A 21479-nucleotide genomic window follows, 5' to 3' on the forward strand; every position below is an offset into this window, starting at 1 on the left:
AGAAAGGGCAGGGAACCGATGTCGATAACTATCGATCTCACAGGCTGGGTTGTACTCGTTACGGGAGGCGCACGCGGTGTGGGTTCCGGCATTGTTGACGCCTTCGTTGACGCCGGCGCCGCCGTCGAAATCTGCGGCCGGACAGAACCCGAACCGCCGTCCGGAACCGCGTCGCAGACGGTGCACTTCAGCGCCGTTGACGTGCGCGATGATGCGCAGGTGCGTGCCTGGGTTGCCGACGTCGTCGAGCGCCGCGGGCGCATTGACGTGGCCGTCAACAATGCCGGCGGCTCGCCCTTCGGCCGTTTCGAGAGCGGTTCAGCCCGCTACCAGCGCGCAATCACGGAGTTGAATTTCCTTTCCGCGGCCCAGCTGGCCAACGCGGTGCACCCGGTCATGATGGCGCAGGAGCAGGGCGGATCGATCATCAACATCACCTCGATCAGCGCCCGCCGCCCCAGCCCCGGCACTGCGGTTTACGGGGCGGCGAAGGCCGCCCTCGAAAGCCTGACCGGCAGCCTGGCTGTCGAGTGGGCGCCGCGGATCCGGATTAACGCGGTGAGCTGCGGACTGGTGGCGACCGAGGGCGCCGCGGACCACTACGGCGATGCCGACAGCTATGCCCGCGTGGCAGCCACCATTCCGCGCGGACAGCTGGCCCGTCCGGACGAGATTGGTGCCGCCTGCGTCATGCTGGCCTCGCCGCTGGCCAGCCACATCACCGGAGCAGTGCTCGACGTCGACGGCGGCGGCGAATGGCCCGCTTTCCTGGCCCACACCCCGCACGCCGACATTCTCAAACCTCACGAAGTAGAAGGAGCACACTGATGACCGAAGCGGTAATTGTTTCTGCGGTACGTTCACCCATTGGCCGGGCCAACAAGGGTTCGCTGCGCGGGATGCGCGGTGACGACCTCGCCGCGCAGATGGTGCGGGCCGCCCTTGACGCCGTTCCCGGTCTCGACCCGGCCACCATCGATGACCTGATGATGGGCTGCGCCCAGCCGGCGGGGGAGCAGGGCTACAACATTGCCCGCATGGTGGCCATGCAGCTTGGCCTGGATTCCGTTCCGGGCACCACGGTGCACCGCTACTGTTCCTCATCCCTGCAGACCAGCAGGATGGCACTGCATGCGATCAAGGCCGGTGAGGGCGACGTGTTCATTTCAGCCGGCGTGGAGACTGTCTCGCGCTTCGGCTTCGGCAAGTCCGACGGCATGCCGGACACCAAGAACCCGGCGTACTTTGACGGCATGGAGCGCACCAAGGCCATGGCCAAGGACCACGAAGCCCGCTGGAGTGATCCCCGCGAACGCGGAGAACACCCCGACATCTACATTGCCATGGGCGACACTGCCGAAAACGTGGCCCAGCTGCGCGGCGTCTCCCGCGAAGCGCAGGACGAGTGGGCGGTGCGAAGCCAGAACCTCGCCGAGGCCGCCGCAGCGCGCGGCTTCTGGAAGACCGACATCACCCCGGTTACCCTGTCCGACGGAACCGTAGTCTCCACTGATGACGGTCTGCGCGCCGGCGTCACGCTCGAGAAGCTCTCAACACTGCAGCCGGTGTTCCGCGAGCACGGCACCGTCACGGCTGCCAACTGCTGCCCGCTGAACGACGGCGCCGCCGCCCTGGTCATCATGAGCGACCGCCGCGCCGCCGAACTGGGACTGACTCCGCTGGCCCGCATCGTTTCGACGGGTGTTGCAGCTATGACGCCGGAGCTGATGGGGCTGGGTCCCGTTGACGCCGTGGGCAGGGCGCTGGCCAATGCCAGAATGTCCATCGGCGACATGGACATCATGGAGCTCAATGAGGCTTTTGCCGCCCAGGTGCTGCCCTCCATCGACGACATCGGCATCGACCCGGACAAGGTGAACGTCAACGGCGGTGCCATCGCGCTGGGCCACCCCTTCGGCATGACCGGGGCGCGCATGACCACGACGGCGATCCACGCACTGCAGGAGCGCGACGAACAGTTCGCCGTCGAAACCATGTGCGTGGCCGGCGGCCAGGGCATGGCCATGATCCTGGAACGGCTGAGCTAGCCACTGCCGGCGCACAAACTCCAGTGTGCGCACAAAAGGGCGGTTGCAGGATTCCCTGCAGCCGCCCTTTTCATGTGTGCCGGTGATCCGGTCCGGCTTACCGGCTCACAGCTTTGACTTCAGCACCTTTCCGGTGCTGTTGCGCGGGAAATCATTGACGATGACGAAGCTGCGGGGCACTTTGTAATTCGCCAGCCGGGTCTTGCAGAACGCGGCCAGGTCATCAGCCGTCGGCATCGGATCGGCGTCGTGGAGCAGGGCAACGTAGGCCCTGCCCACTGAACCCATCCGCTCGTCGTCGACGCCTACCACGGCGGATTCGTTGACGGCGGGGTGCTGCCGCAGCACGTTTTCAATCTCGGCCGGATAGACGTTGAAGCCGCCGACAATGAACATGTCCTTCAATCGATCAGTGATCTTCAGGCAGCCGTGCTCGTCCAGCCGGCCGATATCGCCGGTGTGGAACCAGCCCTGGGCGTCCACGGCATTGGCAGTGGCCTCGGGGTCATCGAAGTACCCCAGCATCACATTCTCGCCGCGGAGCAGGATTTCGCCGTCGTCACCGACAGGCACATCGTTCCCGGCTGCATCGGCAACCCGGATCTCGACGCCGGCCACTGCCGGCCCCGTGGTCTGCTTGGCATGTTCCAGGGATTCACCGGGCCGGGACAGCGTTGCCACCACGCATTCGGTCATGCCGTACGCCTGCGCCACGGTGCGGAAACCGAGCACCTCCGACATGTCCCGGAAGAGTGTTTCCGGGGCCGTTGCGGCCCCGGCAATGGCGAAACGCAGGGATGAAGTGTCGTACCTCTTCAGGTCCGGATGGTTCAGCAGCGAGGTGAAGATGGTAGGCACGCCGGGCAGGACGCTGATGCGCTCTTTCTGGACCAGCTCCAGCAGTGCCGAAGCATCAAAGGTTTCCACCGGATAGATCGTGGCCCCGGCCAAAAGCGCGGCGATCACCCCCGCTTTATAGCCGAAACCGTGGAAGAACGGGTTGACGATGGCGTAGCGGTCCTCGGCGGACAGCTCAGCACCCGCTGCCCAGGCCCGGGCAACGCCCAGTGTCTGCCGATGCGCGCTCATGACCCCCTTGGGCAGGCCGGTGGTTCCGGAGGTGTACAGGATGTCGACGACGTCGTCGGGCTGCACGGCTGCAGCCGCCGCATCGAAGCGCTCCTCCTCACCCGCGCCGTCGGCGAGGAAGGACTTCCAGCTGCTTTCGCCGGGCTCATCCGCCGTGCCGTCGAGCCGCACGACAAGCCGCACCGAGGGCAGGCCCGGCACCGGCGCTGAAAGGGCCGGCTCTTCAGCACCGTCGCTGACGGCATCCACTGCTGCAGTGCGGAGCGTTTCCAGGGGCCGGCGGCCGAGGAAATCATCGGCAACCACCAGTACCGACGCGCCGGAGCGCCGCAGGATCATGGCAGCCTCATGGCCGGTGTAGCGGGTGTTCAGCGGCACCACCGCCGCTCCGACCGACTGTGCACCCAGCATGGCGAGAATGAAGTCCAGCCGGTTCGGGGCCCAGAGGCCCACCCTATCGCCCGGGCCCACACCGTGTGCCAGGTAGGCGCGCCCGGCCTCCGCGATGCGTTCGCTGAGTTCACCGTAGGAAACGGCAGTGTCTGCGGCCACGACGGCGGGGTGGTCGCCGAGCCGCGCCATGTCGGCAAGCAGCTGGGGAATGGTCCGTGCGTCAGAGAGATGCATCGAGGAATCCTTTCATTCCATGTGACAAAAAACGCAATGGCGCGGCTAATACAGTAACGTGCCTAAAATGCGGGAGAATTGAGCAAATGCTTGGGTGAATTCGTATATAAGGAGAAATGATGGCAACGCGCAAGAAACCGGAATCAGCAGCCAGTGAGCAGGGTTCCGACCGGCGGGAACAGCTACTGGCCATTGCCGCCCACCTGATAGCCACCCGCGGATACTCCGCGACGACGGTGCGTGACATTGCCGATGAAGCGGGCATCCTCTCGGGCAGCCTCTACCATCACTTCTCCTCCAAGGAAGCGATCCTGGAGGAAATCCTGCGGTCCTTCCAGGGTGGACTGCGGCAGCGGTCGGAGGAGATTGCCGCTGCCGGCGGCGGGCCGCGGCATGTCTTTGACGAACTCGTCCGGACTGCCTTTGTCACCATCGAGAAACAACCGGACGCCGTTGGCATTTACCAGAATGAGGCGGCGTTTCTGGCCAACATTCCAGGCTTCGAGTTTGTGGCCGAGGAAGGCGCCCGCATTGAATCGATCTGGCTCAGCGTGATCCAGGAGGGCCAGCGCGAGGGTGTTTTCCGCGCCGACCTTGACTCGGCAATTACCTACCGCTTCATTCGTGACGCCGTCTGGTCCACGGTGCGCTGGTTCCGCCCGGGCGGCCGGCACTCCGCCGAGAGTGCCGGCCGCCACTTCCTTGAGCTGATCCACTCAGGCCTCCTGCAGGACTGATCCGTTCAGGAGCCGGTCTAGTTCGGGACTTCCCGGGACCGGCTCCCGCGCGGATCCAGCACCTCGCGGATGAGGTGCAGCTCCTCGTCCGTGGGAACGCGGGTAAGCGGAGCACCCTCCACCTCCAGCGCGAAGCCGGTGTTGTCGATGATCTCCTGGGGATCAACCCCGGGATGGATGGAGAGCACCGTGACACGGCCGTCGTCGTCGTAGCCCAGGACAGCAAGATTGGTGACGATCACGCCCAGGTGGTGGAACCGCATGGAGGTGCCGGCCGCACGCGCACGGTCGTTGCCAACGCCTGAGACCATGTCCACGGACTCGACGAACAGGCGGGCGCTGTGCCGGGACACCCAGTAGTCCACCCGGTGGTTGGCGGTGTTGCCCGGAGCTCCCCGCACGCCGATGAGCTGGCGCTTGGGCTTGTTCCAGTCGCCGATCAGCGAGATGTTCTGGTTTCCGTAGCGGTCAATCTGGCTGGCGCCCATCATGCTCTGCCGGCGGCCGCTGGCCACGATGTCAAAGATGCGGCGGAACGGCGCCCAACCTTCGATGGTCCCGCCGCCGGCAGCCGTTTTGCCCAGCGGCGGCGGCTCGCTCATCATGAAGGCTTCCCCGTCGCTGAGGACCAGGTCGGGGGAGTGGGTGAGCTTGGCGAGCCTGGCACCGATGGTCGGAATCGTGCCCACGGCGTGCGCGAGGATCTCGCCGGACTCACGGTAGGTGTCTGAGCACGCCGCGATGCAGATTTCGGCGGTGGTGGCGTCTGCGGTCATTACTTCTTCTCCTGTACTGCGTGGAAGCGGGCAACCGCCTCGTGGTAGCCGGCTTCGTCGCCGCCGAGGAACTCGGCGACAAAGGCGCGCCAGCTTTCGGGGTCTTTGGCGGAGGCGGCGTAGTGCTTCTGGAATGCCTCGTCGCGGCCGTAGTCCGGCTCGCAGGTGGTGAAGTGAGCACCGCGCGGGGTCTCAATGACACCGGTGACGTACATGCGGCTGAGCATCAGGGTGTGGAACGAGCCTTCGTCCAGCAGGTCTTCCGTTTCCACGATCCGCTCCGTGGTGACGAAGGTGCGCGCTGCCGCCATGGCGAACAGGTCATCAAAGTACGGATCCGGGCCGAGGAACTGCGCGTTGCCTCCGCTGTCCGAGCGGTTCACATGGATCAGGGCCACGTCGAGCGGGGTCGCCGGCACCGCAACATACTCGTCATCGGAGTAGGGGGATGCCACGGTCTTCAGATGCGGATTCGCGGCCATGACGTCGGACCCGATGCCTGCCAGCGTGGGCAGGAAGGACAGCCGCGAGGCTGCGGCGCGCAGTCCGGTGACAAACATGCCTTCGTCATACTCGTTGATCTCCAGCTCGCCGCGTTCCCGTGCTGCGGTAAACAGGGGATCCAGGGCAATGCTGTCCAGCGAGACGAAGCCGTAGATGAGCTTGCGGACCTTGCCCGCGGCAACCAGCAGGCCGACGTCGGGGCCGCCGAAGGCGACAACGGTCAGGTCGGTCACGTCGCTGCGCAGCAGTTCGCGGACCGCCGCCATGGGCTTGCGCCGCGATCCCCACCCTCCGATGCCAATGGTCATTCCTGACTCAATGGACGAAACCGCCTCACTAAGTCCAATCCTCTTGTCGGGCATCCGGTCCTCATTTCCCGCATCATTGCGAAACCTAGCGCTTGTTTGGTAGCTAGACTAGCATGACCCCATGGCGCCGTACCGGTGCCGCGCACAAGACAAACCAACGTCGCGGAGGACAGGCATGGGGCAGAGCAGGGGCGGGCACATTATTGTGACCGGGGGCGCCAGCGGGATCGGTGCAGCCGCCGTCGAGCAGCTTGCCGGGCGCTGCGCCCGCGTCACGGTATTCGACCTGCAGGATCCGGTGGCCGGGAGCCGGCCCGAAAACGTGGACTACATGGCGATCGATGTGTCGGAGGAGCCCGCCGTGGCGGAGGCAATCGCCCGTGCCCGGACGCGCGGCGGCGTCGTCACCGGGTTGGTGACCTGTCACGGCATCCGCGGCGCTTTCCTGCCCGCGGTGGACCTGGATGTGGAGCACACACGCAGGGTCCTGGACGTGCATGTGCTCGGTACGCTCGTGGTTAGCCGCGCGGTGGTGCAACAGCTCGCGGGGACTCCGGCGTCAATCGTGACGGTCTCATCCACAACGGCGTACGGCGGATGGGAGAAACAGGCTGACTACGGTGTTGCCAAGGCGGCCGTCCGGCAGCTCACCGAGAATCTGGCCATCGAATGGGCGCCGGGCGGTGTTCGGGTCAATTCAGTGGCTCCCGGGCATACCCTCACGCCCATGGTGCAGGAAATGCTCGACGGCGGTTACGACGCCGGTTCCGTTTTCGCCCGAACACCCCTGGGGCGCTTCGCGACGCCGCAGGAGGTGGCGGACTGCATTGTCTTCCTCCTTCTGGACGCAACCTTCGTGACCGGCCAGTGCCTTGCTGTTGATGGCGGCTGGACAGCCGTTGGAAAGTGAAACCCGACAGTACGAACAATACGAACAAGCCGATTTGTTGATGCACGCCAAACCAGTGAAGGACTTCCATGAACGCAGTTGAACCGGTTATCTCCCTGGACGGAAAAGTCGTGCTGCTCACGGGCGCTGCGGGCGGACAGGGCCGCGCGCACGCGGCTCTGCTTCACCGTCTGGGTGCGCGCCTCGTGCTGACCGATGTGGACGCCGACGGGGTTTCGGCCCTGGCCCGGACCTTCGAATCCAACGCGCTTGGCCTTCGGCACGACGCATCCTCACCGGAAGACTGGACCCGGGTGGTGGACGCGGCAGTGTCTGCGTTCGGCCGGGTGGACGTCCTGGTGAACAATGCGGGCTATTGTCCGGTTGCTCCGCTGGCGGAAACGAGCGAGGACATCATCCGACGCGCCATCGACATCAACCTGATCGGCCCCATCCTTGGCATGCAGGCAGTTCTTCCCGCCATGCGCGGGGCCGGCGGGTCGATTATCAACATCGCGTCGACGGCCGGCGTCGCCGGTTATGCCAACCGCGTGCCGTACTCCGCGTCCAAGTGGGGGCTGCGCGGGGCCAGTCGGTCAGCGGCCAGGGAATACGGCCCGTACGGCATCAGGGTCAATACGGTGTGCCCCGGTGCCGTGGACACCCCGATGATCACCGAGGAGACCCGTGCCGGCACCGGATTCATAGCTACGCTTCCGATTCCCCGGGCCGGGCGGCCCGGGGAAATCTCAACGATGGTGGCTTTTCTCGCCAGTGACGCCGCCAGCTACTGCACCGGCCAGGACTTCATTGTGGACGGCGGGGTTACGGCGTAGGGCTCACAGCGTAGCGAGAGCTTCCTGCCTCCGGCGGGGCTCGGCGCCGGCCGCGGGCGCGGGGATGATTCCCAGCAGCCCTCCCAGCCGGCGCCGGTGCTCGCGCGCAGACCCGAAGAGCTGGCTCGTGGAATGTGCCCGCTTGAAGACCAGCTGGGCGTCATGCTCCCACGTGATCGCGATTCCGCCGTGAATCTGCACAGTTTCAGCGGCCACCTTGTCGAGGGCGTCTGCGCACCACGCAGCGGCTGACGCCGCGCGTTCCGGCAGGTCCGCAGCATTGGTTCCGGCCGACCAGGCCGCGGCCCAGGCAGTGGTGCGCGCCGTTTCCACCTGCACGAGCATGTCGGCCATCCGGTGCTTAAGGGCCTGGAAGGAGCCGATTGCCCGGCCAAACTGCACGCGCTGCTTGGAGTATTCAACGCTCATGTCCAGCCCGCGCTGCGCGGTTCCCACCTGCAGGCAGCTCACCGCTACGGCGGCGATGTCGCGGATTCTCTCCAGCGACCTTTCGGCGTCCAGCTGAAGCGCGCGGGCCGGAACCCGGTTGAAGGTCAGTGTCGCGAACCGGATGGTGGTGTCAACGGCCGGGGTGTTCACCCGCTGGACCGCGGCGGCGTCCAGAACCTCGAACAGACCCACACCCTCCGGCGTAGACGCGACGGCAATGACCGTGTCGGCGGTAACGCCGTCGAGCACCAGGGTTGCCGCTCCATCCAGGGTCCACTGCTCGGGCCCCTGTTCGCCCGGCGTGGCGGTGATGCCGGAACCGGTGGTGCTCCAGGCGCCGCGTTCATCCGCCCAGGCCAGGGTCGCAATGCTGCTTCCCTCGGCAATCCCGGGCAGCAGGCGTTCACGCGGCTCCTCTTCGGCCGACTCCAGGATGGCGGATGCTCCCAGTACTGCTGAGGCCAGCAGGGGACTGGGGGACAGCTGGTAACCGAGTGCTTCCAGGACCAGGCCGGTTTCAAACCAGGTGAATCCGGCCCCGCCGTATTCTTCGGGAATGGCGAGGGAAGCCACGCCCACCTCTTCAGCCAAGGTGCGCCAAAGATCCGTGTCGTAGCCGACCACAGAGGCCGCTGCACTGCGCACGGCAGCGGAGGCGGCATGGCGGTTGAGCACTGCGCGCAGGGTCTTGACGAGCTCGTTCTGCTCGTCGGTCAGTGAGAAGTCCATGGTGTCCTCAGGTGTGGAAGGTCGAGGTGTGGAAGGTCAACGTGTGGAAGGTCAACGGGCTGCAGGAAGCAGGAGGGAGGCTATGCGGGAGCGGTGGTGCCGCGGCGTTCCCCAAGCGCCCAGCAGCGCACGGACCCGGGTGATCCAGAGCCCCAGATCGTGTTCCTCCGTGTAGCCGATGGCGCCGTGGACCTGCAGGGCAACCCGTGCTGCCAGGTTGGCCGCATCACCGGTGGCAACCTTGGCGGCGGAGACGCTGCGGGCGCCGTCAGGACCGCCGAGGTCCAGGGCTGCGCCGTAGAGCAGCGGACGTGCAAAGGTGAGGGCGATGCGCACGTCGGCGAGCTGGTGCTTGAGGGCCTGGTATTCGCCAATGGCCCGGCCGAACTGCTCGCGGATCTTGGCATAGCTGACGGCTTCCTCCAGCAGGCGCTCTCCGGCGCCGAGCAGCATGGCCGAACAGGCCAGTGTTGCCCTGTCCACGGCAAGGTCCACCGCAGCGGTTTGCAGTGCGGTTTCGGAGCCGACGGCGGTGAGTTCGCTCAGCTTCCGGGTCCGGTCCACGGAGGCGGCGCCGGGTCCGGCAGAGGCGTCGGAGAGGGAATCGGGGCCGACGACGAAGCACCGGCTGCCTGCCGCGGCGTCAAGTGCGTAGGGAACGAGTCCCGGTACGGCAGCCGTGGCAACCAGTGATCCGTCCAGGATGCCGCTGCGCACACTGGGGTCGACCAACTCGGGCAGCAGCGCGGCGGATTCGATGTACGGTCCGGGAACCGCGTGATATCCCAGCCGCTCGAAAGCAACGGCGAGGTCCACTGCGGTGCCGCCCATGCCGCCGTCGTCCTCTGCGAGGCACAGGCCAAACAGGCCCAGTTCCGCCAGCTGGCTCCACAACGCCAGGCCGGGCTCCGTGTTCCCTTCTGCCCAGGTCCGCGCGACCTTGGTGCCGCCGGCGCTCTCAATGATTTCGTCGAGGGCCTCGGCCAGCGACTGCTGTTCTTCACTCAGTGCGAATTTCATGACGCTCTCCTGCCGTCGCCGCCGCGTGGGAGGCCAAGTAGACGTTCTGCAATGATGTTGCGCTGAATTTCATTAGTGCCTGCGTAGATGGGTCCGGAGATGGAGAAAAGGTAGTCATCCATCCACCGTCCGCCGGCCACCCCGGGACCTCCGCGCAGTTCCGCGGCGGGACCGAGCAAATCCAGTGCCGTCTCGTGCAGGGCGATGTCCAGTTCGGACCAGAACACCTTGTTGACGCTGCCTTCGGCTCCAATGTCGCCGCCGTCCTGCAGTGTGCTCACCGTGCCCCAGGTGTAGAGGCGATAGGCCTCGGACTTGATCCAGGCGTCCACGACGGCGTCCTGGGCAAAGGGGTCTTCCTGCTGGTGGGTGCCCCACAGGTCGATGAGCCGGTCCGCGGCAGCACAGAAGCGTCCCGGGGCCCGCAGCGAGAGGCCGCGCTCGTTGCCGGCGGTGCTCATGGCCACGCGCCAGCCGTCTCCCGGAGCTCCGAGGACGTCTGCGTCAGGCACAAAGACATCCTCGAAGAACAGTTCGGCGAAACCCGTTGAGCCGTCGAGCTGGGCGATGGGGCGCACGGTGAGTCCGGGGGCGTCCATGGGAAAAAGGAAGTACGTCAGGCCGCGGTGGCGCTGCGCGGCGGGGTCGCTGCGGAACAGTCCGAATCCGCGGTCGGCCCAGACTGCGCGTGAACTCCAGGTTTTCTGTCCGTTGAGCAGCCAGCCGCCGCGCTCGTCGTCGCGGCGGGCGGTGCTCCGGATGGAGGCCAGGTCACTGCCGGCTCCCGGCTCGGACCAGGCCTGTGCCCAAATCAGGGAGCCGTCTGTCATGGCGTTGAGGTACCGGTTGCGCTGGTCATCCGTTCCGTGTTCAAAGAGAATCGGGGCCAGCAGCGAGATACCGTTCTGGGCTACGCGGGTGGGAGCTCCGGAGCGGTAGTACTCCTCCTCAAAGAGGACCCACTCGACCAGGCCGGCGCTTCGGCCGCCAAACTCCTCCGGCCAGGCGACGGCGGACCAGCGGCCTTCGGCCAGCTTGGCTTCCCACTCGCGGTGGGCGGCGAAACCCGCTTCCGTATCCATTGACGGCAGCGGTGCGGACGGCACGTTTTCGGCCAGCCAGGCCCGCGCCTCGGCGGCGAATGCCTGCTGTTCTTCGGTCAGGTCGAGGTTCATTTGGCCGCCGCCGCGTTCCGCATGCCCTGAACGTTCATTCCGGCCAGCGAGTCGGCGCCCACCTCCGCGTTGTGGGCGTGCGCCGCATGGTGCAGCCCGAAGACGGAATCCATCCCGGCCCGCATGCCCTGCAAATCTTCGGACTGGTTTACTGCCTTCTTGGCCAGCGCCAGGCCCAAACGGGGCATCGCGCTGATGCGTTCGGCCATGGCCATCACCGTGTCCTCCAGGACCTCACGCGGCACCACGTGGTTGACCATGCCCAGGTCATGGGCGCGCTGCGCGGTGAAGCGGTCACCGGTGAAGAGGAACTCCTTGGCAGCGCGGGGATTCATCACCCACGGGTGGGCGAAATACTCCACGCCCGGGATGCCCATGCGGACCACGGGGTCCGAGAAGAACGCATCGTCGCTGGCCACGATGAAATCGCAGGACCAGGCCAGCATCAGGCCGCCGGCAATGCACGCACCCTGAACCATTGCGATCATCGGCTTCGGGATCTCCCGCCAGCGGCGGCACATGCCCAGGTAAACCTCGGATTCCCGGGCAAGGCGGGAGTCCACGCCTGCTGCCCCCACATGGTCCCACCACATGACGGCCTTGCGCTCGAAGCTCTGGTCAATGTCCCGCTCCGGGGAGCCGATGTCATGTCCGGCGCAGAAGTGCTTTCCGTTTCCGGCCAGGACGATGACCTTTACGGCATCGTCCTCGACGGCGGCGGTGAACGCGGCATCCAGTGCATAGGTGACCTTGGAATTCTGCGCGTTGCGGTACTCGGGCCGGTTCAGCCGGACGACTGCCACGGAACCGCGCACCTCGTACGTTACAACCTCGCCGGAATCATCATTCTTCATCGTGGCTCCTCTCTGAGGCACTTCCCGCTGTGATGGAGTTCACCAAACAAGTGCTTGGTTTGCTAGCATAGGCGAAGCTCGACTTTATGACCAATGGCGGTGGGCGATGAAAGGTGTGTCGTGGATCTGAACTATTCAGCGGAGGACGAGGAGTTTCGTCAGGAGATCCGTGGCTGGCTGAAATCCAATCTTGTCGGGAAGTTTGCGCAGCTGCGCGGACTCGGCGGATCCGGCCGTGAGCACGAGGCTTTCGAGGAGCGCCTTGAGTGGAACCGCCACCTTGCCGAACACGGCTGGAGCTGTGTCAGCTGGCCGCGGGAATACGGCGGACGCGGGCTGAGCCTTCTGCAGCAGGTCATCTTCCATGAGGAGTACGCCCGGGCCGACGCCCCTGCCCGCGTCAATCATTTTGGAGAGGAACTGCTGGGACCAACACTGATTGCCTTCGGCACCAAGGAGCAGCAGGACCGATTCCTGCCGCGCATTGTGGCAGTTGAGGATCTCTGGTGCCAGGGATACTCCGAGCCCGGTGCCGGATCGGACCTCGCTAACGTGTCCACCAAAGCCAGGCTCGACGACGGCGGGCGGTGGGTGATCGACGGGCAGAAGGTTTGGACTTCCCTGGCGCACAATGCCAACTGGTGCTTCGTGATCGCCCGCACGGGATCCGGGCCCCGCAGGCACGACGGGCTCTCGTATCTGCTGGTGCCGATGGACCAGCCCGGCGTCGAGATCCGCCCGATCCTGCAGCTGACCGGCACCTCGGAGTTCAACGAGGTGTTCTTTGACGGCGCCGTCACCGACGCGGACCTGGTGGTGGGGGAGCCCGGTGCCGGATGGTCGGTGGCGATGGGCACGCTGGGTTTTGAACGCGGCGTCTCCACTCTGGCGCAGCAGATTGCGTTCCAGCGTGAGCTGGAGTCCGTCGTCGACCTGGCCCGCAATAACGGTGCCATCGATGACCCGATCATCCAGGACCGGATTGTTTCCGCACACATGGGCCTGGACATGCTGCGCCTGCACGGGCTGCGCACGCTCAGCGGTGAACAGGGCATCGAAGCCTCGATCACCAAGCTCCTCTGGGCGCCGTGGCACCGCTCCCTCGGCGAACTCGCCATGGCTGTTGCCGGCCCCGGCGGGCTCACTGTCGCCGAAGCTCCCTACGAACTGGACGCACTCCAGACCCTTTTCCTGTTCAGCCGCGCGGACACCCTGTACGGCGGCTCGGACGAAATCCAACGAAACGTTATTGCCGAGCGTGTGCTCGGCCTGCCGAAGGAGGCACGCGCATGATTGAATCCCGCGTCGCACAGCCCGTACCCGACTACGTCCCCGCCCACGGACTGCTGACGGGACGCCGCGTCGTCGTCACCGCTGCGGCCGGCGCCGGAATCGGCGCAGCGGCAGCGCGCCGCTGCTTGGAAGAAGGAGCCGCCCTGGTGGTGCTCGGGGACACCCATGCCGGACGGCTGGAGTCGTCTGCAGCGGAGCTCGGTGCCGAGTTCGGTGCCGAGCGCGTCCGCTGGGCGGTCTGTGACGTCACCGTGGAGGACCAGATCGAGGCCCTCCTGGATCTGGCCGAGGACGCCGGAGGGGTTGACGTCATGATCAACAATGCCGGCCTGGGAGGCACGGTCTCCATCCTGGAAATGACAGATGACCAGTGGAGCAAGGTTCTGGACGTCACCCTGACGGGAACGTTCCGCAGCGTGCGCGCTGCATCCCGGCGCATGGTCCGCAACGACGTAAAGGGCGTCATCATCAACAACGCCTCGGTCATCGGCTGGCGGGCACAGGAGGGCCAGGCCCACTATGCCGCAGCCAAGGCCGGAGTCATGGCACTCACCCGTTCCGTTGCCCTCGATGTGGCACCCTACGGAATCCGGGTCAACGCCGTCTCACCGAGCCTGGCCATGCACCCGTTCCTCGCAAAGGTCACCTCGGATGAGTTGCTGGAGCAGCTCACCTCGCGCGAGGCGTTTGGCCGTGCGGCCGAACCATGGGAAATCGCCAATGTCATGGTGTTCCTCGCCAGCGGCTATTCGTCCTATATGACGGGCGAAGTCGTGTCCGTCAGCAGCCAGCAAGCCTAAGGGGAGCAACCAAATGAGTACCGCATATATTGTTGACGCTGTCCGTACGCCCGGCGGCCGCAGGGGCGGATCCCTGGCCGGTATCCACTCCGCTGATCTGGGTGCGCATGTCATTGCCTCGCTGGTGGAACGCACCGGAATTGATCCCGGCGCCGTTGACGACGTCATCTTCGGGTGCACGGACACGGTGGGATCGCAGGCCGGCGACATTGCCCGCACCGCCTGGCTGGTCGCCGGGATGCCGGACCACGTTCCCGGCGTGACCATTGACCGGCAGTGCGGCTCCAGCCAGCAGGCCGTGCACTTTGCCGCCCAGGGCGTGATGTCGGGAACCGCGGATCTCATCGTGGCCGGCGGAGTGCAGAACATGTCGGCCATCCCCATCTCGGCCGCCATGACCCTTGGCGAACAGTACGGGTTCACCACTCCCTTTGCGCAGTCACCCGGCTGGGTGGCACGCTACGGAACTCAGGAGGTTTCCCAGTTCCGTTCGGCCGAAATGATCGCCGAGAAGTGGAATATCTCGCGCGAGGCCATGGAAAAGTTTGCCCTGCAAAGCCATCTGCGGGCGATCGCTGCCACCGACGAGGGTCGTTTTGCCCGCGAAATCGTTCCGATCGCCGGACTGTCCCAGGACGAGGGACCCCGCCGCGGCACGTCGCTGGAAAAGATGGCCACTCTTCCGGTCCTCACTGAGGGAGGCCGGATCACCGCGGCAGTTGCCTCACAGATCACCGACGCCGCGAGCGCCCTGCTGATTGCTTCCGAGAGCGCACTGGCCACCCATTCGCTGACGCCCCGGGCACGTATTCACCACATTTCGGTTCGCGCCGATGACCCGGTATGGATGCTCACCGGTCCCATCCGCGCCACCGACTACGCACTCGAGCGCGCCGGCATGAAGGTTTCCGACATTGACCTCTTCGAATGCAACGAGGCCTTTGCCTCCGTGGTGCTGGCCTGGGCGCAGGAACTGAACATCGAGCAGGACAAGATCAACGTCAACGGCGGCGGCATCGCGCTCGGCCACCCCATCGGTGCGACGGGCACCCGCATCATGGCCACGCTGCTGAACGAGCTGGAGCGCAGCGGCGGACGGTTCGGCCTGCAGGTGATGTGCGAGGGCGGCGGCCAGGCCAACGTCACCATCATCGAGCGCCTCTGACGCACGTCACCCGGGCACGGAAAAGGCGGCACGCATCTTCCGGATGCGGGCCGCCTTTTCGTGCTGCAGAGGGGGATGCTACGGCTTGACGGCTTCGCCGTGGAACAGCTTCTCCTCATGGTCCCAACTCGGGCTTGTGGTCACCAGCAGGTCCAGCGGGGCATCGTTCGGAACCGCGTAACCCATTTTCACTGTCTGGGTGCCGCCGGGGAGGATCTTGCCCTGGAACTGGCCCTCAAGGCCGCTGCCCGTGTCGAAGACGCGCTTGCCGGCGGTGCCTTCGGCCCCGTAATTGACGGAGGCGTTGAACATGGCGGGATCAAAGATCTCTCCGCTGTTGTTGGTGATGCTCACCTCGAACAGGCGCAGCTGACCTCCGGTGGCTTCTGCACCCGAGGCATACTGGCTCGCTGTCGCGCCTCCGAGGTAGGAGACTTTCACGGTCAGTCCATCCTCATACGTCCACTCTTCACCGAACGCTGCAAGCTCGTCCTGGAGGTCCTTGGACTTGGTTTCGGACGCACTCGGAGATGCGGAGGAAGATTCTTTGGGCTTGCTCGGGGCGGAGGAGCTTTCCGTGGGCTCGCTCGAGGCGGTGGCCGTCTCGGTTGCCGGGGTGTTTGCAGCCTCACCCTTGGCGGCTTCGGCGGAGCAGGCGGTCATGCCCAGCAACCCGGCGAGGGCCAATGCGGTGAGCGATTTCTTCATGACGTTCATTGAGTGTGTTCCTTTATCTTGAGACTGGCACAAACGGCAGCGTGTATCCGGAGTCACACAATGCCTTAGGGAGCGTAACGTGCGGTTAGCCCTGGACGAGAACGGCTCCGCTGGCCGCCTTCAGCCGCAGGACCGCTTCGTCAATGATGCGGTCCACCAATTCCTGGCAGGAGGGCAGGTCGTTGATCGTCCCGACAACCTGCCCGGCGGCCAGCATTCCGGCGGAGGTGTCGCCGTCCACGAGGCCGGCCTTCAGGAGCATCGGCGTGTTGGCCGCAAGCATCATCTGGTTCCAGCTCCTGCCGGTGCCGCGCTTCATGGAGAGGCCGTCCTTCGCCAGGCCAAGCCAGGACTGACCGGACATCTCCTTGAACTGCACTGACCGGCGCAGGGTCGGCAGCAGCTGGCGCAGCCGGCCGCCGTCCTCGAGTCCCTTGACGAACTCGGTGCGCAGCAGCCGGTGCGGCATGCCGTCAGCCTTGGTGGTGACCACCGTTCCGTCCAGCCCGAAGCCCAGGTAGCGCTGTTTGATGTCCTCGGGCACCGAGCTGTCGCTGGTAAGCAGGAACCGGGTGCCCATGCCGATGCCCACTGCGCCGTAGGCCAGGGCCGCCGCCAGCCCGCGGCCGTCGAAAAAGCCGCCGGCGGCAATCACCGGGATGTCCACGGCATCCACCACCGAGGGCAGCAGCAGTGTGGTGGGAATAGCGCCGGTGTGGCCGCCGCCTTCTCCGCCCTGCACCATCACGGCGTCCGCGCCCCAGGCGGCCACCTTCTCGGCATGCCGTGCCGCCCCCACGGAGGGGATTACCACGGAGCCGTTTTCCTTCAGCTTCTCGATCAGTTCCCGCTTGGGAGCCAGGGCAAAGGAGGCTACTTTCACCCCGTACTTGATCATCAGGTTCACGCGGTCCGGGGCATCGGCACCGTCCGCACGCAGGTTAACGCCGAACGGCTTGTCGGTATGGCTCTTCACTTCCACGATGGCGTGCTCAAGCTGGTCCAGCGTCATGGTAGCGGAGGCAAGGATGCCCAGGGCTCCCGCTTCTGCCGTGGCCGTGACCAGCCGGGGTCCGGCCACCCAGCCCATGCCCGTCTGCACAATCGGATGCTCGACGCCGGTGAGTTCGGTCAGGGGAGTCTTGATGCGGTTCTCGGTGCTCATGCTGGGACCTCGTCTTCTCTGCGCTTACGGGGGTCGAGAACCTCCCGGATGAGCTGAAGTTCGCGCTCATCCGGGAGGCGGGTAGTTGGCACGGTTCCCGCGGTGTGCAGCGGGAACCCGGTGGCAGCCTGAATTTCGTCGAAGCTGACGCCGGGATGCGCGGACACCACGGCCATGCCGCCGTCCGGAGCGCTGAAATCGAAGACACCAAGATTCGTCACCACGCGATGCAGCCGGTGGAACCGGGAAGCAGCCGGACCGGCGGCACACGCCCTGTCGTTCCCGACACCGGTCACAAAATCAACGCTCTCCACGAAGGTCCGGCGGCTGTGGCGGGCAATCCAATAACTGGTCGTGTGGTTGACGGTGTTCGTTGCAGCGGCCCTGGTGCCCAGCAGCTGCCTGGCGGGTTTGGCATGGTCCCCAATCACCGACAGATTCTGGTTGCCCATCCGGTCAAGCTGCGCGCCGCCCATCACCACATGGCGGCGGCCTGCCGCGATCAGTTCGAACAGCTCCCGATACGGCAGGTAGCCGGCGGAGACGGTACTTGGCCGGTCGACGGCGGGGACGTCGCCAAGGATGGTGGATTCGCCGTCGCTGATCATCAGGTCGGGTGCATGAGTCAGCAGCGCCAGCCGCACGCCGACGGTGGGCACGATCCCGGCCGGGCTGGCCAGGATCTCCGCCTGGCCGCGGAACAGGTCGCTGCAGGCCGCAACGGCCACTTCGGCCGTGGTGATCTCACGCATTGCCCACCCCCGCATTCGCCCGGTAGGCGTCGTCGTCTACGTCGAGATACCGGGCACGGAATTGCTGCCACGCTGGTGCTGATGTTGCGGCCTGTGCATATTCTCGCTGGAAAGCTTCGTCCCGCTCATAATCCGGCAGGCATGAGGTGAAGTGCGCGCCGCGGGGGAGCTCGACGACGTGATCCACCATGGTGCGGTTCAGCAGCAGCGTGGACGGATGCGCGTCCCGGGTGAGCTCCGCCGTCGAAACCACGGCCTCCGCGCTCACCACGGTGCGCGACGCCGCCCGCGCGAACAGGTCGTCAAAGTACGGGTCCGGACCCAGGCACGCAGCGTTGCCGAATTCATCGGCGCGGTTCAGGTGCACCAGGGCCAGGTCAAGGTGAATCGCCGGCATGGCCACGAGCTCCTCACCGTCGTCGTAGGGCGAGATGACGGTGCGGATCTGCGGATTGCCCGCCAGGGCATCCGATCCCAGTCCGGAGCGCGTCACCTCGAAAGGAAGCCGGCGCCCGGCGGCACGAAGCCCGGAGACCAGCAGGGATTCGTCCAGTTCGACGACGTCGACGCCGCCCGCCTGCCGGGCCGCCGCGAAATGCGGCTCGACGGCTATGGAGTCCAGGGTGGCAAACCCAAACACCACGCGTTTGGCCTGCCCGGTGGCACAGAGCACCCCAACATCCGGACCGCCGAAGCTGACAACGGTGAGGCCGCGCACGCCGGAACGGACCAGTGCGCGCACCAGGGCCATGGGCTTTCGCCGCGACCCCCAGCCGCCGATGCCGATGGTCATTCCGTCGCTGAACAGCCCGGGGACGTCCTCAGCCCCGAGGACTTTGCTGCTCACTCGGCGGAGGAGGGCGCCGTGGCGACGAAGTCGTCGCGCAGTTCATCGGCAACACCCCGAAGGTTGAGCTCAAAGGTGAAACCCTGTTCCCAGCGGTAGCTCTTCACCACGTCCACCGGGTCGATGCCGTTCAGGGCTTCCTTCGCGGCACGGATCACCCGGGTGTCCTTGGACGCGATTTCATCGGCAATGGCAAAGGCCGCTTCATCGAGTTGGTCGGCGGGAACCACCTGGGCAACACTGCCGAATTCGGCCAGGCGCTGCGCAGTGATCGTGCGGCTGGTGAAGTAGAGCGTGCGCAGCAGGTGTGCCGGAACCAGGCGCGAAAGGTGGGTTGCCGCGCCAAGTGCGCCGCGGTCAACTTCGGGGACGCCAAAGTAGGCGTCCTCGGTGGCCACGATGACGTCGGCGCTTCCGGCCAGGCCCACTCCGCCTCCCAGGCAAAAGCCGTTGACCGCGGCGATGACGGGAACCGGGCACTCATAAATCGCTTTGAAAGCGAGATAGCAGCCCCGGTTTGCCGCGAGGATGGCATCGAATCCCTCCGTTGCCTGCATTTCCTTGATGTCGACGCCCGCATTGAACCCGCGCCCTTCAGCCCGCAGGACCACCACGCGCGTGTCCGGATCCTCACCGGCCGCCTGAATTGCCTCGGCGACAGCGAACCACCCTGCAACGGGCAGCGCATTCACCGGGGGATAGCTCATTGTTACCGCACGCACGCCGTCGTGGTGCATCTTCGATGTAATTGACATCCTGTACCTACCTAACGTTTGCTTGATACCCTAGCATTTGCTTGGTACACGGTACACTCCAGGCACCGCAACAATCTCAAAGGAGAGCAAAGACATGACCGGCATCTGTGAAGGACGAGTCGCCATTGTGACCGGGGCAGGCCGCGGTCTGGGACGTGAACACGCCCTTGAACTCGCACGTCAGGGCGCCAAGGTTGTCGTCAATGACCTCGGCACCACCCTCAACGGCGTCCAGGAGGCCTCCGGCCCGGCCCACGACGTCGTTGCCCTGATCCGGGCCGAAGGCGGAGAAGCTGTGGCCAACGGTGCCGACGTCGCGGATTTCGAGCAGGCTGCCGGACTGGTTCGGCAGGCCATTGAGACTTTCGGCCGCTTGGATGTCCTGGTGAACAACGCCGGATTTGTGCGGGACCGCATGCTGGTGAACACCTCGGAAGAGGAATGGGACGCGGTCATCCGCGTGCACCTCAAGGGTCATTTTGCGCCGCTGCGCCACGCAGCCGAATACTGGCGCGGAGAGGCCAAGGCCGGACGGACGCCGGATGCCCGCGTCATCAACACCTCCTCCGGTGCAGGACTGCAGGGCAGTGTTGGGCAGGCGAGCTACTCGGCTGCAAAGGCCGGCATCGCCGGACTGACGCTCGTAGCCGCACACGAGCTGGGCCGTTACGGCGTCACCGTGAACGCCATTGCCCCCTCAGCGCGGACCCGGATGACCGAAGGTGCGTTTGCCGAGGCGATGGCCGTTCCCGAAAGCGGTTTTGACGCGATGAACCCGGCGAATGTTTCCCCCGTCGTGGCATGGCTTGCCAGCGGCTCTTCCGCGGCGGTCACCGGCCGCGTCATTGAGATTGAAGGCGGCCGGATCTGCATCGAAGAGGGCTGGAACCACGGTCCTGCAATCGATGCGGGCGAGCGCTGGGAGGCCGCGGCTGCCGGTGAAGCCATTGAAAAACTGCTTGTCGACGCCGCCCTGCCCGAAGGGGTGTACGGGGCATGAGCGCGCAGACGCGGGCCGAGGAAACCCCCACTCCGGATCGGCGCGAACCGGCGGCCGCGTGGGCAGGGCGCTTCCTGGGAGAGCGCACCCTTGGCTACTCCGAGACCGATGCGATCCTCTACGCCCTGGCGGTCGGCGCTCCCGCCAGTGAACTCGACCTTGTCTTTGAGGACCGGCTGCGCGTCCTTCCCTCATTCGGCCTGACCCTGGCCCAATGGGCACCCGACGTGCTGGCCGGGCAGGGCGCCTTCGACAACCGCGCTGTCCACGGTTCCCAGGAATTGACGGTCCTCAAGCCGCTCCCGCGCTCCGGCGAGCTCACGCTGACCGCCCGGGTGGGCGAGGTATGGGACAAGGGCTCGGCGGCCGTCTTCAATGTGCTCGTGGAGTGTGACTATTTTGTGGCCGTTTGGAGCATCTTCGCCCCGGGAACCGGCGGTTACGGCGGGGACCGAGGCCCCGGACGCACCCCGGCACCTCTCGGTGAGCCCGCCGGCACCGCAGGTTTTCAGTCCAGCCTCAACCAGGCCGCTCTGTACCGCCTCCTCGGGGACCGGCATCATATCCACATTGATCCGCAGGCTGCGCAGCGCATTGGCCAGGACCGTCCGATCCTGCACGGGCTTGCCTCACTGGCTGCGGCAACACTGCCGCTGGCAGGCATGGCCGGAGCCCACCCGGCGGACCTCGTCCAGCTGGCGGGCCGGTTTTCCGGCGTCGTCTTTCCCGGCGATGAGATGACCGTCCGGGCGTGGGACAACGGACGCTTCGACGCCCTGGTGGGGGACAAGTCCGTCATCAGCGATGGATTGGCGGTGTTCCGGTGACGGTGAAGAGCCACGGAATAATCAAGGGGTATGACCCCGATCACAAAGAATTGGCCGGTCTGCGATACGATCGCGGCGACGTCTGCCGAACGGTGACTGAGGTCTCAAAGGCCTTC

General features: G+C 65.7%; 22 protein-coding genes. 10 read left to right on the plus strand and 12 right to left on the minus strand.

Features of this window, described 5'->3' with window-relative positions; all coding sequences use genetic code 11:
- Nucleotides 1-18: 18 nt before the first annotated feature.
- The gene (locus tag KG104_RS08905) at nucleotides 19-828 is read left to right on the plus strand and encodes an SDR family oxidoreductase (RefSeq protein WP_207346777.1); all 810 of its coding nucleotides are present in this window, start codon (nucleotides 19-21) and stop codon (nucleotides 826-828) included.
- Complete coding sequence (locus KG104_RS08910) at nucleotides 828-2048, plus strand: acetyl-CoA C-acetyltransferase (RefSeq protein WP_207346778.1); 1221 nt, start codon at nucleotides 828-830, stop codon at nucleotides 2046-2048. The genes KG104_RS08905 and KG104_RS08910 overlap by 1 nt, the downstream gene beginning before the upstream one ends.
- Before the next feature lie 105 nt (nucleotides 2049-2153).
- Here KG104_RS08910 and KG104_RS08915 read toward each other — a convergent pair whose 3' ends face one another.
- A complete protein-coding gene (locus KG104_RS08915) occupies nucleotides 2154-3764 on the minus strand; it encodes an AMP-binding protein (RefSeq protein ID WP_207346779.1) in 1611 nt (536 codons plus the stop codon).
- 119 nt (nucleotides 3765-3883) lie between these two features.
- Here KG104_RS08915 and KG104_RS08920 point away from each other — a divergent pair, with 119 nt between their 5' ends.
- Nucleotides 3884-4501, plus strand: a complete 618-nt coding sequence (locus KG104_RS08920) for a TetR/AcrR family transcriptional regulator (RefSeq protein WP_207346780.1) — start codon at nucleotides 3884-3886, stop codon at nucleotides 4499-4501.
- A 17-nt stretch (nucleotides 4502-4518) separates the two neighbouring features.
- Here KG104_RS08920 and KG104_RS08925 read toward each other — a convergent pair whose 3' ends face one another.
- Both KG104_RS08925 and KG104_RS08930 read right to left on the minus strand, forming a co-directional pair.
- The gene (locus KG104_RS08925) at nucleotides 4519-5277 is read right to left on the minus strand and encodes a CoA-transferase subunit beta (protein ID WP_104054347.1); all 759 of its coding nucleotides are present in this window, start codon (nucleotides 5275-5277) and stop codon (nucleotides 4519-4521) included.
- The gene (locus KG104_RS08930; protein ID WP_104054346.1) at nucleotides 5277-6143 is read right to left on the minus strand and encodes a CoA transferase subunit A; all 867 of its coding nucleotides are present in this window, start codon (nucleotides 6141-6143) and stop codon (nucleotides 5277-5279) included. The genes KG104_RS08925 and KG104_RS08930 overlap by 1 nt, the downstream gene beginning before the upstream one ends.
- Before the next feature lie 121 nt (nucleotides 6144-6264).
- Here KG104_RS08930 and KG104_RS08935 point away from each other — a divergent pair, with 121 nt between their 5' ends.
- Complete coding sequence (locus KG104_RS08935; protein WP_207346781.1) at nucleotides 6265-6999, plus strand: SDR family NAD(P)-dependent oxidoreductase; 735 nt, start codon at nucleotides 6265-6267, stop codon at nucleotides 6997-6999.
- Between the two features lie 68 nt (nucleotides 7000-7067).
- Nucleotides 7068-7814: an SDR family NAD(P)-dependent oxidoreductase gene (locus KG104_RS08940; protein ID WP_207346782.1), complete on the plus strand. Its 747-nt coding sequence runs from the start codon at nucleotides 7068-7070 to the stop codon at nucleotides 7812-7814.
- Nucleotides 7815-7817: 3 nt separating this feature from the next.
- On the opposite strand, the gene KG104_RS08945 is transcribed toward KG104_RS08940, so the two are convergent.
- The 4 genes from KG104_RS08945 to KG104_RS08960 are packed head-to-tail and all read right to left on the minus strand — an operon-like array spanning nucleotide 7818 to nucleotide 12042.
- Nucleotides 7818-8993, minus strand: coding sequence for an acyl-CoA dehydrogenase family protein (locus tag KG104_RS08945; protein WP_207346783.1), 1176 nt, complete (start codon nucleotides 8991-8993; stop codon nucleotides 7818-7820).
- A gap of 51 nt (nucleotides 8994-9044) precedes the next feature.
- Nucleotides 9045-10013 (minus strand): acyl-CoA dehydrogenase family protein, encoded by a 969-nt coding sequence (locus KG104_RS08950; protein WP_207346784.1) that lies wholly within the window; start codon nucleotides 10011-10013, stop codon nucleotides 9045-9047.
- Nucleotides 10010-11188 carry an acyl-CoA dehydrogenase family protein gene (locus tag KG104_RS08955; protein WP_207346785.1) on the minus strand — a complete coding sequence of 393 codons (1179 nt, stop codon included), beginning with the start codon at nucleotides 11186-11188 and terminating at the stop codon, nucleotides 10010-10012. The genes KG104_RS08950 and KG104_RS08955 overlap by 4 nt, the downstream gene beginning before the upstream one ends.
- Nucleotides 11185-12042, minus strand: coding sequence for an enoyl-CoA hydratase (locus tag KG104_RS08960; protein ID WP_104103498.1), 858 nt, complete (start codon nucleotides 12040-12042; stop codon nucleotides 11185-11187). Before KG104_RS08960 ends, KG104_RS08955 begins: the two co-directional genes overlap by 4 nt.
- A gap of 120 nt (nucleotides 12043-12162) precedes the next feature.
- Between KG104_RS08960 and KG104_RS08965 the strand changes: the two genes are divergently transcribed.
- Genes KG104_RS08965 through KG104_RS08975 form a run of 3 tightly spaced genes read left to right on the plus strand, consistent with a single transcriptional unit; the run spans nucleotide 12163 to nucleotide 15300 of the window.
- Entirely contained in the window at nucleotides 12163-13335 is a 1173-nt protein-coding gene (locus KG104_RS08965; protein WP_237688565.1) for an acyl-CoA dehydrogenase family protein, read from the plus strand.
- Nucleotides 13332-14135: an SDR family oxidoreductase gene (locus tag KG104_RS08970; protein WP_104054339.1), complete on the plus strand. Its 804-nt coding sequence runs from the start codon at nucleotides 13332-13334 to the stop codon at nucleotides 14133-14135. The genes KG104_RS08965 and KG104_RS08970 overlap by 4 nt, the downstream gene beginning before the upstream one ends.
- A 13-nt stretch (nucleotides 14136-14148) precedes the next feature.
- Nucleotides 14149-15300, plus strand: coding sequence for an acetyl-CoA C-acetyltransferase (locus KG104_RS08975; protein WP_207346787.1), 1152 nt, complete (start codon nucleotides 14149-14151; stop codon nucleotides 15298-15300).
- 78 nt (nucleotides 15301-15378) lie between these two features.
- On the opposite strand, the gene KG104_RS08980 is transcribed toward KG104_RS08975, so the two are convergent.
- From KG104_RS08980 to KG104_RS09000, 5 genes are all read right to left on the minus strand, one after another.
- On the minus strand, nucleotides 15379-16017 hold the full coding sequence (locus KG104_RS08980; RefSeq protein ID WP_207346788.1) for a hypothetical protein: 639 nt from the start codon (nucleotides 16015-16017) through the stop codon (nucleotides 15379-15381).
- Nucleotides 16018-16102: 85 nt separating this feature from the next.
- Nucleotides 16103-17182, minus strand: coding sequence for an NAD(P)H-dependent flavin oxidoreductase (locus tag KG104_RS08985; RefSeq protein ID WP_207346789.1), 1080 nt, complete (start codon nucleotides 17180-17182; stop codon nucleotides 16103-16105).
- A complete protein-coding gene (locus KG104_RS08990; protein WP_237685151.1) occupies nucleotides 17179-17934 on the minus strand; it encodes a CoA-transferase subunit beta in 756 nt (251 codons plus the stop codon). Before KG104_RS08990 ends, KG104_RS08985 begins: the two co-directional genes overlap by 4 nt.
- Complete coding sequence (locus KG104_RS08995) at nucleotides 17927-18781, minus strand: CoA transferase subunit A (RefSeq protein ID WP_216202306.1); 855 nt, start codon at nucleotides 18779-18781, stop codon at nucleotides 17927-17929. The genes KG104_RS08990 and KG104_RS08995 overlap by 8 nt, the downstream gene beginning before the upstream one ends.
- Entirely contained in the window at nucleotides 18778-19536 is a 759-nt protein-coding gene (locus KG104_RS09000) for an enoyl-CoA hydratase family protein (protein ID WP_104054335.1), read from the minus strand. The genes KG104_RS08995 and KG104_RS09000 overlap by 4 nt, the downstream gene beginning before the upstream one ends.
- A gap of 94 nt (nucleotides 19537-19630) precedes the next feature.
- Here KG104_RS09000 and KG104_RS09005 point away from each other — a divergent pair, with 94 nt between their 5' ends.
- Entirely contained in the window at nucleotides 19631-20536 is a 906-nt protein-coding gene (locus KG104_RS09005) for an SDR family oxidoreductase (protein WP_104054334.1), read from the plus strand.
- Entirely contained in the window at nucleotides 20533-21363 is an 831-nt protein-coding gene (locus KG104_RS09010) for a MaoC/PaaZ C-terminal domain-containing protein (RefSeq protein ID WP_207346790.1), read from the plus strand. The genes KG104_RS09005 and KG104_RS09010 overlap by 4 nt, the downstream gene beginning before the upstream one ends.
- Nucleotides 21364-21479 lie beyond the last annotated feature (116 nt).

The organism is Arthrobacter sunyaminii, from assembly GCF_018866305.1.
GTDB lineage: Bacteria > Actinomycetota > Actinomycetes > Actinomycetales > Micrococcaceae > Arthrobacter_B > Arthrobacter_B sunyaminii.